Genomic DNA, 13,466 nt, shown 5'->3' with positions numbered 1-13,466 from the left:
ACGTCCATGGCCAAGTCGATGGTGGAGCGGTACGAGCAGCTCCTGCTGCAAGACCCCACATCCGCGGTTTTCGTAGAGCTCGCCAAGGTTCTTCTCGAGAAGGGCGAGCACGCTCGCGCCATTGAGGTGTGCCAGCAGGGCTTGAGCCACCACCCCCAGTCGGTCATCGGCAGGGTGCTGTGGGGCAAGGCGCTGCTGCACCAGGGCAAGCCAGCACAGGCGATGGAGCAGTTCGATCAGGCGATCGCCGTCGATAAGGACAACGCCCACGCCTACAACCTCATCGGTGAGGTGCTGGTGCAGCGAGGGTTGTTCCGCTCGGCGCTGCCCATCCTGCGCAAGGCCGCGGCGCTGCAGCCCAACGATGGGCGCGTGAAGCTGTGGCTGGATCAGACGCAGCAGGCGCTGTCGGGCGGGCCGGCCCCGGTGCTCGCGGATCTGCCGGGCATCACCGCCAACGAGCTCGCGCCCAAGCCCGTGGATGAGGTGCAGCCCGCGGCGAAGCCCGCGCCCCCCGCGCCTCCGCCCGAGGCGGTGAAGGACGAGGAGCCGCAGGCCGCCGCGCCCCCGCCCCCGCCCCCGGAGTCCGAGGGGCTCCCGTCCGAGGCGGACGACCTGGGTGGCGATGACATCACCCGCCAGATCAACATCTTCCAGCTCCAGCCGCCTCCAGGGCAGGCACCTGTGCACAGCGAGGAGGACGCCCAGGCTCAGGCCACTCCTGGCGGCAGGGTGAAGGTGTACATGTTCCCGCCTCGCAAGGGCGCGCCGCCGCCGCCGCCCGACGAGGAGGATCTCGCGGACACGCCGCCTCCGTACGGCGGAAGGCACGAGGAGCGGGAAGAGCACACGCCCGTGACCGAGCACGGCGTCCCCGAGTCCCGCGCCGCGCGCGAGGAGTCCGGAGGGCTGCTGCCCGATCTGGACGGGCCCGACGACCAGGGGCCGCCGGGCGACGAGGCTGCCGGGGCGGACGACGAGGAGGAGCTGCCGCCCGAGCCGCAGACGCAGGTAGAGCCTCGAGCGGCCTCACGCTCCTCCTCTTCCGGAGGAGGGCTCCTGGGCGACCTGCCTTCTCCTGACGAGGACGAGCTGCCCGCCGTGCCCGCCGCCGCGCGCGCGTCCTCCTCCGCTCGGAGCGCCTCGCCGGCGCGGTCGCGCGCTCAGAAGGGGGGCGCCAAGCGCTCGCTGCTCGACGACATCCCCGAGGCGGGCGAGCCGCAGGCCGTTGCCGCTCCGCGCACGCCTTCCTCCCAGGTGGACGCCGCGGCCGCTGCCGCCGCGTACGAGAAGGAGCTGCGCGAGAAGCTCGCCAAGAGCAAGGCCAACCCTTCCTTCTTCGCTCGCTACGGGCTGAAGCTGGCCGTGGGCGCGGTGGTGCTCGTGGTGCTGGGCGTGGGGCTCGGCGTGTACCGCTTCCGCCGCGCGCAGCAGGGAGGCCAGACGCTCGCCGAGGTGCTGGAGCGCACCGAGCGCGCCATCTCCCAGGACACCCGCACCTCCTTCAATAACGCGCTCGAGCTGCTCGAGCGTGCCCAGGAGATGGATGACGGCAGCAGCCGCGTCTGGGCCCTGAAGGCGTACACGCACGCGCTGCTCTACGCGGACCACGGCGGCCTCACCGAGGAGCGGCAGATGGCCCTCACCTCGCTGGAGCGTCCCGGCGTGCGGACCGACTTCCCGGGGCTGAGCCTCGCCACCGACATGCTCGTGGCCGACGACAAGGCCCGGCCCACCGTCCGCCGCACGCTGCTGGAGTCCAAGATCGACGACTCCGCCGAGCTGCACACCCTGCTCGGCACCGCGCTGCTGGAGGACAAGAAGCCGGAGAAGGCGCTCGAGCACTTCAAGCGCGCCCTGGAGATCTCCTCTCGCAACGTGCGCGCACTGGTGGCGATCGGCCACTACTACCAGGACTTCGATGACTTCGCGGGCGCGCTCCGGGTGTACACCACCGCGAAGGAGATCTCCCCGGAGCACCCGGTGGCGCGCATCGGCCTGGCGGAGAGCCGGCTCGCGGTGGGACAGGAGCTGGCCGAGGCGCTCGCGGAGGTGCAGGCGCTCAGCGGGGACGAGAAGCTGTCGGATGCGCTGCGCGCGCGTCAGCAGCTCATCCATGGACGGCTCCTGGCTGAGACGGGCAAGTACAACGAGGCGCTGCAGCTGCTCGAGGCCGGGACGAAGGGGCCGCTCGCCTTCGAGGCCCAGCTCGCGCTCGGCGAGGCGAGCCGCGCCTCCGGGAACCTGCCGAAGGCCCAGCAGGCCTACGAGGCCGCGCTGGCCCTGCAGCCCAAGAGCGAGGCGGCTCGCGAGGGCCTGGGCCGGACGCTGCTGGATCGCGACCGGGTGAAGGAGGCGATCGAGAAGCTGTCGGGCAGCGAGGGGCGCAGGGTGGCGCTGGTGCGCGCCGCGGCCTACGTGCGGCAGGCGGACTGGAAGCGCGTGCGGCAGGAGCTGGAGAAGACCAAGGTCAACAACCGCTACGTCCCCGAGGCCGTGGCCTACCTGTCCATGGCGGACACCCTGGACAGCAACGCGGGAGACCAGGCGCGCGAGGTGCTGGAGAAGGCCGTGGCCGCGTCGAAGCAGCCTCGGCCGGAGCTCCGGCTGGCGCTGGGCCGGGTGTACTGGCAGCAGAGCACCCTGGACAAGGCGCAGGTCCAGTTCGAGGAGGCCATGAAGGACTCGCGGGACTACGAGGCCGCGTGCTCCCTGGGCCGGCTGCTGCTGGCGCGCGGGCTGCCCGATCTGGCGCTCAAGCCGCTCACGCAGGCGGTGGAGCGCAACGGCTTCCATGGCGAGGCGCGGGATGCGCTCGGCCGGGCGCTGCTGGCGCTGGGGCGCACGGAGGAGGGCTTCAAGCACTTCGAGGAGTGGAAGAAGGACAGTCCGGAGAGCCCGGAGGCGCTGAAGGCGTACTCCCTGGGGCTGCTGCGCATGGGCCAGCGCCAGCAGGCCGCGGACCTCATCCGCGGGGTGAAGCTGGCGCAGGGGGATGGCTCAGGTCAGCGCCTCAAGGCGCTCATCCTCTACGCCGTGGGAGATGCCAAGGGTGGCATCTCCGCCCTGCAGCTCGCCGCCAAGACGCCGAACCCGGAGAACTTCTGCGAGATGGCCCACATCTTCCTGCGTCAGGACAAGAAGGAGGAAGCCGCGGACGCCTTCGAGCAGGCGCGCAACGCGGGCTCGGACACCCCATGCGGCCAGATCGGCGAGCACTACGTGTACCCGGAGGAGGGGACCAAGGCGACCGCCGAGACGCTCAAGGCCCTCGCGGGTCGAGCCTCCGCGGTCTGGGACAAGGCCTTCGCGCAGGCGACGCTCGCCCGGGTGTTGCTGAGCAACAAGAACGTGAAGGCGGCCCGCGCGGCGGCGGAGGAGGCGGTGAAGCTGGACCCCTTCACCGGGCGCAACCAGCTCGCCCTGGGGCTCGTGGCCCTCCGGGAGAAGCAGACGGACGTGGCGATCGCGGCCCTCACCAAGGCGGTGGAGTACGATCCGGCCCACGGGATGGCCCACCTGGCCCTGGCGGACGTGCTCGCGAACAAGCAGGAGGAGCTGCCGCGCGCCATCCAGGAGTACGAGCTGTTCCTCAAGCACGCCGGCTCCGCGGAAGAGGCGAAGCGGGTGAAGAAGGCGCTGCCCAACCTCAAGCGCCGGGTGAAGTAGCGTGGAGCACTCTCCTCAACCCGGGCCGTCCTACCCACCGCCGCCGCCCTATCCGCTGCTGCGCATCATGGGGAGCAACGCCTTCCTGCTCTCCATCATCTACCTGGTGGTGGGCATCTCGGTGGAGCTGGCGCGGCGCATCTACCCCACGCGCTTCGTCCAGCGGCTCTCCCTGTCGCTGGACTCGCTGCCGGCCAAGGCGCTGGAGCTCACCGGTTTGATGGAGCCGCTGCGCGCGGACTACCTCAACGCGAAGATCCCCGACTACCAGGTGCGTCTCATCTTCGCGAGCACCACCATCGTCATCATCTTCGCGCTGGCGTTCATGGTGGGCATCCTCGTGGGCAGCATTCGCAGCTACGTGGAGCGCCGGGCGCTGAAGAAGGCCAGCCACCACCGGCCGGGGTAGGGCACGCGGCTCAGGCCTTGCGGCTCTTGCGCGTCCGGGGTGCTTCCGAGACGGCCACGGGCTCGTGGCCCGCGGCGCGCGCCATCAGGCAGATCTCCACCACCTTGGGGCCGAAGCGCTCCCAGCGGCTCTCGCCGGTGCCCTTCACCGCGAGGAACGAGTCCCGATCCGTGGGCAGGGCCGCCGCCAGCCCCAGCAGCGTGGAGTCGTTGAAGATCATGAAGGGCGGAATCCCCAGATCCTTGGCCAGCCCCTTGCGCCAGCGCCGCAGCTCCGTGGCGGCCAGCTCGCTGTAGTTCTCCGGCTTCCCGGAAGGCGCGGCGGGGCGGGCCACCGGCGCCAGGCGCGGCATCCGGCTGCCCGCGCAGACATCGCAGTGGCCACAGTTGGGCTCCAGCTCCTGCTGGCCGAAGTAGCCCAGGATGAACGCCCGCCGGCACCGCCGCGTGTACGCGTAGTCCGTCATCCGCTTGAGCTGCAGCAGGGCCCGGCGCTGCTGCTCGCGCACCCGGTCCAGGTCCAGGCCCAGCTCGCGGAAGGGCACCTGCTCCAGCGCCCGGATGGTGCGCCCGGCGAAGGGCTTGCGCACCCGCACCGCGCCCGCCTTCTCGAGCAGCCCGAGCGCGTGCCGCACCTCCTCCTCGCCCAGCCCCGTGCGCCGGGCCAGCGGCTGCAGCTCCGTGTTGTTCAACCGCCCCACGTGGTAGACCTCCAGCATCGCCTGGAGCAGCCGCCGCGCGTCCGCCGCATGCGGGTGGGTGGCCAGGGCCTTCTCCGTGAGGGTGAGGCCGTACTCGCCCTCGCCCCGGCCGCCGCGCTCCACCTTGCCCTCGCGCTCGAAGATGCGCAGCGCCGCGGATACCTCGAACTCGCTGGCGCCCACCATCCCCGCCAGCACGCCGATGCCCTTGTTGAACTCGGGCACCGTGCGCAGCGCGTTCCAGATGTCCCCGAGCACCACCTCCGAGGGGTGGTTGCCCTCGATGAGTCGCTCCTGGGTGTAGACGTCCGCGTGGTTGAAGAGCAGCACCGCGGTGGCCGGCTTCCCGTCCCGGCCCGCGCGGCCCACTTCCTGGTAGTACGCCTCCACCGCCTTGGGGATGTTGGCGTGCGCCACGAAGCGGATGTCCGGCTTGTCGATGCCCATGCCGAAGGCGTTGGTGGCCACCACGACCGCCTCCCTGGCCGCCATGAACTCCTCCTGGGCTCGGCGCCGGGCCTCGTCCTCCATGCCCGCGTGGTACAGCACCGCGTTCACCCCCCGCTCCTGCAGCGCGGAGTGCATCCCCTCCGAGGCCTTGCGCGTGGCGCAGTAGATGATGCCGCTGCCGCCCTGGGCCGCCAGCTGCGCGCACGCCTGGCGCTTCTCCTCGTCCCCGCTGACGCTCATCACCTCCAGGAAGAGGTTGGGCCGATCGAAGCCCTGGGCGAACACCTGCGGCTCCTTCATCAGCAGCACGCGGATGATGTCGTCGCGCACCTCGGGCGTGGCCGTGGCGGTGAGCGCTACCGTGCGCGGCGGGCGCAGGCGCTTGCGCACCTGTCCCAGCTGCGCGTAGTCCGGCCGGAAGTCGTGGCCCCACTGCGAGATGCAGTGCGCCTCGTCCACCGCGAACAGGTCCACCCCCACATCCCCCAGCGTCTCCAGGAAGCTCAGGCTCCGCAGGCGCTCCGGCGCCACGTAGACGAGCTTGTACTCACGCGCGCGCAGCCGCCGCATCCGCTCCGCCCGCTCCAGCTCCGTCAGCGAGGAGTTGATGAAGGTGGCGGGCAGGCCCCGCGCGCAGAGCTGCTCCACCTGGTCCTTCATCAGCGCAATCAACGGAGAGACGACCAGCGTCACCCCCGGCAGCAGCAGCGCCGGCAGCTGGTAGCACAGGCTCTTCCCGGCCCCCGTGGGCATCAGCACCACGGTGTTCCGCCCGCTCAGCACGGAGCTGATGACCTCGGCCTGCCCAGGCCGGAACTCGGACAGGCCGAAGTGGCGGACCAGGCCTTCCTGGGCTTCCGTGAAGTGGGGAAGGTCCTGTGGCTGCATCCTCCGCATATTCACTTTTCCGGTCGGATCGTCAACGGGGGATGCTCACTACCTTCCAGGTCAAATCCCGGTGGGACGGGGACCGCCAGCCGCGCCCGTGTTTCCGCAACCTCCCGGGTAAGCCGGGCCCTCAGCTCGGGATCCAGGCGACCGTCCACCACGACGTCCCCTTCCCGAGCTCCGGTGGGCAGGGTACTCCGGTCCACCGTCCGGGCCTTGCCGCTGCCTGGCTCCACCACCCGCGCCCGTCCTTCCTCCACCGCGTCCACCTGAAGGACCTGCCCGGAGCCCTGTCCCGCGCTCCCACACCCCATCACCGCCGTCATCACCAGTCCCCTCCAGCCGCGCTCCATCGACCCTTGCCCTCGTCCTCCGTGATGAAGCCTCGCTCCATCAGCGACACGTATGCCCCGTCTCCCATCACCAGGTGGTCCAGCACCTTGATGCCCAGCAGGCGACCGGCCTCGACGAGCTGCAGCGTCAGCTGCAGGTCCTGCGCCGAGGGCTCCGGGTCCCCCGAGGGGTGGTTGTGCGCGAGCACGATGGCCGTGGCGCGCGTGCTCAGCGCCGCGGCGTACACCTCGCGCGGGTCCACCGGGCACGTGTTCATCGTCCCCTCGGCCACCCGCACATCCGCCAGCAGCACGTTGCGCGGGTTGAAGCACAGCACGTGGAAGACTTCGCGCCGCAGCGCGCTCAGCACCGGGAACAGGTACGTGGAGATCTCCTTGGGGTTGCGCAGCTTCGGGCGCCGCTCCGTGACGCGCTGGGCCCTGCGTCCCAGCTCCAGCGCCGCGACCACCTGCGCCGTCCGCGCCGGCCCCAGTTGAGGGTGCATGCTCAGCTCCAGCGGATCCTTCAGGAGCAGGGCCTTGAGGCCTCCACCCCAGGAGAGCAGCGCCTCGGCCAGCCCGTGCGCGCGGGCGCCCGTTCCCAGCAGCACCGTCAGAAGCTCCGGATCGGTGAGGGCCGAGGCGCCCAGCTTGAAGAGACGCTCCCGCATCTCTTCCAAGCCGTGGTGCCGTGCCCTCACCGACCCTTCACCCGCAGATTCCTCCTCACGCTCCATCCCCACACCCGACCCCCGCTCCATCCCGCCCTCCGCCTCCTGCTCCATCCCGCCCTCCGTCTGCGTCCGGAGGCCAAAGCAACTGGCGTGCCGCACCACGTCCCCTCGGAAGAGCCCTACCTGTCCGGTCTGGATCCTCGCGGATCCGTCCAGCTTCGGAGACTTGGAGTCCACGTCCGGAGCGGATCGCAGAGAGCGTTCGGTGTGGAGGCTCGGGCGCGAGCCTCCGAGGGGCGGCCTCAGCGCTCGTCGGGAGGGGACTCGTGAGGCAGGGCGGCGCGGGCCCGTTGCTGCTCATCCCAGGTGAGCCCGTCTTCGTAGCCCCACTCGTCCACGTCGATCTGGTAGCCGGGCTGGGACAGGAGCCGGCCGCGGCAGAGCTTCCCGCTCCAGTTGCCGCCCCGGACGCTGTCGAACGCCCGGGAGAGCAGCCCCCACATGAGCCAGGCCGGCACGCGCTCGCGGTCGGACGGGTAGGCGAAGCGGAAGAACATCAGGTGGCCCAGCAGCACCTCCCAGTAGCGCTCGAAGCGCTGGAAGAGCCGGTTCCAGTCCATCCGCTCCCCCGCGGCCAGGATGAGGTGGTTCAGCTCCGTGCCGTCGAAGCGCTCGCGCTCGAGGACGAAGGCCTTGCTCCAGATGATCTCCTCCACCGGGGAGATGAGGCAGCGCTGCCCGAGCACCTCTCCCTCCACGCCGTGCTCCACCCACGCGTCATCCACCTGGGCGATGCCGTTGCCCGCGCTGAAGATGAAGTCCACCAGCGAGTCATCCCAGAAGGCCTTGTGCAGCCAGCCGTGGGTGTTGCGCTCGGTGCGCCAGCCGTTCGCCTCGAACACGTCGATGGCCCGGTCCGCATCCGCCTTGCGCAGGAAGAGATCCAGATCCTTCGTCTCGCGCTGGAGGCCGGTGTAGTGGGTATAGGCGTACGCACCGCCGACGACGAAGGGGACGCCCGCCTCCCGCAGCAACTGGAGGGCCCGGATGCGGGCAGCCAGGTCCGCCGGCTCTCCCGGCGCCTGGGCGGGACGAGTCTCCGCTCCACCTGCTTTGGCGAGATTGCTGTCGTGTCCTTGCATGCCCGAAAGGTAGGAACGATTCCCGCCGGTTCGTCAGCCGCGCAGGAGGGCAGGCAGGCAAGGGAGCCGTTGGAGGTCTCCCCGAGGGGAGCCGCTCCCGCGTGGCTCAGCGTCGCCCCAGGCTCGTGACCAGCGTGGGGAGCACCTCGCCGACCCGGGCCTCTACGCGCACGTCCGCCAGATCGTCCCCGCGACTCTCGCCGATGTTGATCATGCCGATGGGCATGTGGCGCTCCGCGGCCCGGAGGACGAAGCGGTAGCCGGAGAAGACGGCCAGGGACGAGCCCACCACCAGCAGCGCGTCCCCCTCCTCGAGCATCGCGAACGCGGCCTCCACGGTGGGCCGGGGCACGTTGTCGCCGAAGAAGACCACGTCGGGCTTCAGGGCCCCTCCGCAGTGCTCGCAGTCGGCGACGCGGAAGTGGCGCACGGCCTCCAGCGGGAGCTCTGCGTCACCGTCCGGACGGAGCTCCACCTGCTGCTCCACGAAGCCCGGGTTGAGCGCGAGCAGCCGCTGCTGCAGGGCCCAGCGGGCCTCTCGCGCACCGCAGGACAGGCACCGCACGTCCGCCAGCGCTCCGTGCAACTCGATGATGCGCTCGCTGCCGGCGGCGTGGTGCAGCCGGTCCACGTTCTGGGTGATGAGGCCCAGCACCTGGCCGTTCCGCTCCAGCTCCGCGAGCGCTTGATGCGCCGCGTTGGGACGGGCCGTGGAGAAGCGCGGCCAGCCGATCAGGCTCCGGGCCCAGTAGCGCGCGCGCACCTCGGGCCGGCTGAGGAACTCCATGTGCTGGATGGGGTTGCGGGCGCGGGCGCGGGTGCCAGGGCCGCGGTAGTCCGGGATGCCCGACTCGGTGCTGCAGCCGGCGCCCGTGAGCACCACGGTGCGGCGCCCCCGCAGCAGCTCGACCAGGGCTCCCACATCGGGAGGCTCGGAGGTGGCAGGCTCTGGCGCCAGGGGAGCACGCATGCCCGGTATGTATAGCGCCGGCCTCCTGGCGTTTGCATGGCCGACGCCGCCGTGCCTGCCTGCCCCTCGTCCGGGGCTCTACTTCTGGGGCGGGGGATGGGCGCCGTGCTTCATCCGCTCGCGCAGCTTCGCGCAGAGGTCCTCCCGCTCGGCCGCGGGTGTGAACCAGACATAGTCGAAGGGCAGCCGGCCGGTGCCATCGGCCTCCACGTAGTCCCCAGGCTCGCGCTTGTCGGCGGAGACCTCCACGAAGCCCACGCTGCGCACCGTGGCCCCGCCGGCCCCGCGAGCCAGGTGCGCCGGCACACCGCGGTCCGTGCGCGCGTGCCCGGCGCCGGTGATGAGGATGGCGCCGTCGCCCGTGTCCGAGGCCCGCAGGCGCTCCGCCATCTGTGCGTCTCGCGCGCGCTGGACCTGCACCATCGGCTCCATGTGCGTCTCGGGCATGGCGCCGCAGTGGGCCTGGAACAGCTCCGAGCGCATGGCGCGGGACACGTCCTCGGGCAGCGGGGTGTCGAGCCCCAGCCGGGTGACGAGCTCCGCGGGCAGGGCGGACGTGCCCTGCATGGCCAGCGCCTTGCCCTGGGCCCGGGACAGGTTGGCCGCGACGATGGGCAGCCCCCGCTCGAGCCCCGCCGCGAAGATGGGGCGGTAGAGCGCCCAGTCCGGCCAGCCGCTGTGAGCCCAGTCCACCGCCTGGGCGATGGCATCGGCATTCCCAGGCTCGCGGGCGAGCGCCGCGTCGACCGTGGCCTGCTGCTCCACGTCGAGCATCTCGAAGGCCAGCGCGGGACGGCGCCCGCTTCCGGCGAGGGCGCGCACCAGCGAGGCCTGGAGGAGGTGGTGGTCGGCGTTGTCATGCCGCTCGCCGAGCAGGACGTAGCGCGCCTTCGCCAGCTGCTCTCGCAGCGCGGGCTCCTCCAGCCACCGGCCCTGGGAGACATCCCAGATGCGGCCGATCAGCGGGTGGTCCCGGAGCAGCGGGCTCTGCCAGGCATGGGCGGCAGCGGCCTGCCCCGTGGGGGCTTCCCGGGTGCCGGCCGTGGCGCAGCCGACGAGGAGGAGGAGGAGCGGGACGAGGCGGAGGAGGGGAGCGGGACGCATCACGGCTGAATCTGACACCGCGCGCCAACGCCCGGGAACCGTTTCTCAGCCCCCGGAAGGTTCCGCGCTAACCTGAGGACAGATGAGGAGTGCTCCCATGCGTATCCGTGCATCGATGGCTCTTCTGCTCGTACTGACGGGGTGCACCACCACGTACCGAGTGCCGAAGACGGAGATCTCCCGGCTGAACGGCTGGTACGTGCCGGATCTGGTGGTGAAACACCCCGGGGATGGACGGCTCGAGGAGCCGCGCGGCGTGAAGCTGCGAGACACCGAGGGCCGCGAGCATGCGTTCACCGAGGACACTCCCCTGGTGCTCGTCCAGAACAACGGGATGGTGATCGCCGAGAAGTACATCGACGTGAAGGTCGACGCGGAGCACTTCCGCGCCGTCCCCCTGGATGCGTTCCGGCGGAGCGTGGAGATCCCCTTGAGCGACGTGAAGTCCGCGGGCATCCGCGAGCTCCACCTCGGTAAGACGCTGCTGTTGGTGAGCGGAGTGGCGCTCGGCGTCGTGGGCGCGCTCGTCGGCATCCGGCTGGCCATCGGCAACCCGACCCCGAATCCGCCGGTGGATCCGTGCGGCGAGGCCGGCTGCCCGTTCTAGGACTCCACGTCCTTCACCGAGATGGCAGCCGTGGAACGAGGGGCGCGGCGCCTCACGTCCCGTGCCCGGTGTGCGCGGGGGCGGGAGCTGTCGCCTGGGCGACGTGCACGACGAACGGGACGGTGATGACCCGTCCGCCTCGCTGCACCTGGGTCCACACCTTGTAGAGGCCCGGGCGTGGGAACGAGGTGTGCGCGCTCACCTCCGAGGGGCTCGGCCCACCGGGGGCGCTCGGCTGAGCCTCCAGGGGATGGGCGTGGAGGAAGTGCTGGGTGTCCTCGCTCAGGATGACGAAGTGCGCGAGCGCACCGAGGTAGGGCTGCAGGTCGGTCACGGGCTTGCCCGTCTTCGCATCCGCCACGGAGAAGCGCAGCAGGGCGTCCGCCCCCGCGCGCAGCGGCCGATCCGTGTGCATCGTCACGCGGACGCCCTCCACCGTCTTGGTGGCAGTGGCGTCCTCCTGGAGTCGAGCCACCGGACGGGAGGGGCCCTCCACGGTGAGCTCGATCTGGTTGACCACCTGGGGTGCGCCGCGAGGGGTGTAGTCCACGTAGAGCTTGTAGGCGCCGCCGCTGGGGAAGGTGTGGCGGACCTGGTAGGTGCCGTCCGGCTGGGGCTCCGGGTGCAGGTGGGCGAACTCGGCCAGGTCGCGGGAGATGGCGAGCAGGTGCATGGGCTTCTCGTGCACCCGTGGCAGCTCGCGGACGAGCGTGCCCGTCGCATCCTTGACGGAGAGGGTGAGGGTGGCCGGCTGGCCCGCCTTGATGGTGGAGGGAGTCGTCTCGAGCTCGGCGCGGAAGCCCGGCTGGCCACCGGGCTCCGGCTTGTGCTCCATGTGCCCCTTGCCATGCGCGCCGCCGTGAGCGGCGCTCGGAGCGGGGGAGGGAGCCACTGGGGTGGTGGGCCTGGCGCCCGGCTGAGCATGAGAGCCTTCGTGGGCTTGTGCGGCACGCGCGGCGCCCAGGCTGAGCAGGCCGAGCACGAGCAGAGCCTTCGGGAGAGTCATCATGGTGCGCATCCTCCAGGAGAGTGCTGAGGTCAGCTCTCAGGAGGTGCACCCGGTGTGCCGTTGGCAACCCATGGGTATCCGGCCTGTTTCCGAGTGGAGCAGGCCGGAGGGTGTGATGCCAACGGTCACACTGTGATGTGCCGAAGGTGCTCGGGTGCTGGGCGGATGAGCTAGGGGAGGGCGAGCCCGCCTGCCTTCAGGAAGGCGCCGGCCCGGCTCTTCATGAAGAGCTGGCCGTCCGTGTAGTAGTCATTCGTGTACGAGCTCTGTCGGCTCTCGCCCCGTCCGAAGAGCAGGGCGATGACGCCGCTGCTGGCGAACTTCTCGCGGTGCGCCGCGCCCGCGGGCCCGAAGAAGTACTCGGCGCGGTTGTCGCGGTAGCCCTCGCGCGCGGCGTCGCGCGTGTTGTCCACGTTCAGGTGGTTCGAGTTCCCCAGCGGCACCTGCCACAGCACCCAGCGCTTGCCGGAGGTGACGTTCCACAGGCGCAGCCACTCCGCGTAGCGGTTGAAGCTCTTGGAGTTGATGGGGGCCGAGTCGCTCGGGTCCCACCACCGGTCCTGGCCGTAGGCGCGCCGGTAGAACTCCGCGTCGCGATCCAGCGGATCTCCCACCAGCACGTCCCACGTCGTGCCCGTCACGTTGGAGGCCAGGCCGAACGGCCGCAGGAAGTTGTAGACCTTCGTCACCTCGCTCTGCAGCGGGGTGGTGACGGAGAAGTGCGCCAGGTCTCCATCCCCGGCCCACGCGGACACGTGGATGCCGAGGATGACGTTGGTGGCGCCCACCGCCTTGCGGAGCTGGAGGAAGGAGAGCCCCCAGCCCGCCACGGTGTTGGGCAGGCCCCGCAGCTCCGGCAGGCCCGTGGCCGCCACCGCCGCGTACGTGTTGGGGTTGCTCTGCGCCTGCTTCTGCAGAAGCCCGAAGCCGTCCGCCTCCACGAGCACCAGCACCGGCTTTCCGAACTCGCGGGCCCGCTGCATGAGCACCTTGAAGTCGGAGAAGTAGCTCCGCATGGTGGTGGCGTTCTGCGCCTTGGAGAGGAACTGCTCCTCGCCGCCGCCGGGCTCGCCATTCATCTGGTAGTACTGGACGGCGGGGATGAAGCCCTGCGCATCACACTCGCGCAGGTACTGCAGACCCCACTGGCCGTTCGTCGGGCCCCAGCCCCAGTTGTCCATCCAGCCCTTGACGAAGTAGCGGTAGCGCACGTTCCACGGCACGGCGCTGCTCTTCATCCATGTCTGGCCGGTGTCCTCGAAGAGCCCCACCAGCAGGCGCTTGGGCAGGCCTCTGGGGATGGCGCCCGACACCGGGCCGACGAGGGGCGCCTGTTCGGTCGAGAGGGTGTCCGAGGTGGAGTCTTCAGCGAACTCGGGCCCACAGGCACCGAGCACCAGGAGAGCAAGCGATAGGAGGATGCGTTTCATGGGCCCCCGGAACCGTGAGGGCCTCCATGCCGTTCCCCACGCTCATGGGCCCGCCCGTTCCGCATGCGGAGGAACGGGCGGA

At 70.8% G+C, this 13,466-nt stretch carries 10 protein-coding genes; 3 read left to right on the top strand and 7 right to left on the bottom strand.

Annotation, left to right across the window (positions count from 1 at the left end; genetic code table 11):
- Positions 1-6 precede the first annotated feature (6 nt).
- Entirely contained in the window at positions 7-3,669 is a 3,663-nt protein-coding gene (locus tag KY572_RS43670) for a tetratricopeptide repeat protein (RefSeq protein ID WP_224249718.1), read from the top strand.
- A gap of 1 nt (position 3,670) precedes the next feature.
- Positions 3,671-4,078 carry a hypothetical protein gene (locus tag KY572_RS43665; RefSeq protein ID WP_317987979.1) on the top strand — a complete coding sequence of 136 codons (408 nt, stop codon included), beginning with the start codon at positions 3,671-3,673 and terminating at the stop codon, positions 4,076-4,078.
- Between the two features lie 10 nt (positions 4,079-4,088).
- Here the strand turns inward: KY572_RS43665 and KY572_RS43660 are convergent, their stop codons facing one another.
- The 5 genes from KY572_RS43660 to KY572_RS43640 form a co-directional block, all read right to left on the bottom strand.
- Positions 4,089-6,125, bottom strand: coding sequence for a RecQ family ATP-dependent DNA helicase (locus KY572_RS43660; RefSeq protein WP_224249717.1), 2,037 nt, complete (start codon positions 6,123-6,125; stop codon positions 4,089-4,091).
- Positions 6,126-6,441: 316 nt separating this feature from the next.
- Complete coding sequence (gene radC / locus KY572_RS43655) at positions 6,442-7,119, bottom strand: RadC family protein (protein WP_224249716.1); 678 nt, start codon at positions 7,117-7,119, stop codon at positions 6,442-6,444.
- A gap of 305 nt (positions 7,120-7,424) precedes the next feature.
- A complete protein-coding gene (locus tag KY572_RS43650) occupies positions 7,425-8,264 on the bottom strand; it encodes a nucleotidyltransferase (protein WP_224249715.1) in 840 nt (279 codons plus the stop codon).
- Positions 8,265-8,370: 106 nt separating this feature from the next.
- Positions 8,371-9,234: an NAD-dependent protein deacetylase gene (locus tag KY572_RS43645; protein ID WP_224249714.1), complete on the bottom strand. Its 864-nt coding sequence runs from the start codon at positions 9,232-9,234 to the stop codon at positions 8,371-8,373.
- 78 nt (positions 9,235-9,312) lie between these two features.
- Positions 9,313-10,338: a ChaN family lipoprotein gene (locus tag KY572_RS43640; RefSeq protein WP_224249713.1), complete on the bottom strand. Its 1,026-nt coding sequence runs from the start codon at positions 10,336-10,338 to the stop codon at positions 9,313-9,315.
- A 97-nt stretch (positions 10,339-10,435) separates the two neighbouring features.
- Between KY572_RS43640 and KY572_RS43635 the strand changes: the two genes are divergently transcribed.
- Positions 10,436-10,945 (top strand): hypothetical protein, encoded by a 510-nt coding sequence (locus KY572_RS43635; RefSeq protein WP_224249712.1) that lies wholly within the window; start codon positions 10,436-10,438, stop codon positions 10,943-10,945.
- Positions 10,946-10,997: 52 nt separating this feature from the next.
- On the opposite strand, the gene KY572_RS43630 is transcribed toward KY572_RS43635, so the two are convergent.
- Entirely contained in the window at positions 10,998-11,954 is a 957-nt protein-coding gene (locus KY572_RS43630; protein WP_224249711.1) for a hypothetical protein, read from the bottom strand.
- A gap of 170 nt (positions 11,955-12,124) precedes the next feature.
- Positions 12,125-13,384, bottom strand: coding sequence for a hypothetical protein (locus KY572_RS43625; protein WP_224249710.1), 1,260 nt, complete (start codon positions 13,382-13,384; stop codon positions 12,125-12,127).
- Positions 13,385-13,466: the final 82 nt, after the last annotated feature.

The organism is Hyalangium gracile (assembly GCF_020103725.1).
Classification (GTDB): Bacteria; Myxococcota; Myxococcia; order Myxococcales; family Myxococcaceae; genus Hyalangium; species Hyalangium gracile.
The sequence above is the reverse complement of the archived record's forward strand: the minus strand, read 5'-3'. Positions and strand labels throughout refer to the sequence as shown.

Coding starts and splice junctions, on each gene's coding strand:
- KY572_RS43670 (WP_224249718.1), top strand. CDS start 7: ATGGCCAAGTCGATGGTGGAGCGGTACGAGCAGCTCCTGCTGCAAGAC.
- KY572_RS43660 (WP_224249717.1), bottom strand. CDS start 6,125: ATGCGGAGGATGCAGCCACAGGACCTTCCCCACTTCACGGAAGCCCAG.
- radC (WP_224249716.1), bottom strand. CDS start 7,119: ATGCGGGAGCGTCTCTTCAAGCTGGGCGCCTCGGCCCTCACCGATCCG.
- KY572_RS43650 (WP_224249715.1), bottom strand. CDS start 8,264: ATGCAAGGACACGACAGCAATCTCGCCAAAGCAGGTGGAGCGGAGACT.
- KY572_RS43645 (WP_224249714.1), bottom strand. CDS start 9,234: ATGCGTGCTCCCCTGGCGCCAGAGCCTGCCACCTCCGAGCCTCCCGAT.
- KY572_RS43640 (WP_224249713.1), bottom strand. CDS start 10,338: ATGCGTCCCGCTCCCCTCCTCCGCCTCGTCCCGCTCCTCCTCCTCCTC.
- KY572_RS43635 (WP_224249712.1), top strand. CDS start 10,436: ATGCGTATCCGTGCATCGATGGCTCTTCTGCTCGTACTGACGGGGTGC.
- KY572_RS43630 (WP_224249711.1), bottom strand. CDS start 11,954: ATGATGACTCTCCCGAAGGCTCTGCTCGTGCTCGGCCTGCTCAGCCTG.
- KY572_RS43625 (WP_224249710.1), bottom strand. CDS start 13,384: ATGAAACGCATCCTCCTATCGCTTGCTCTCCTGGTGCTCGGTGCCTGT.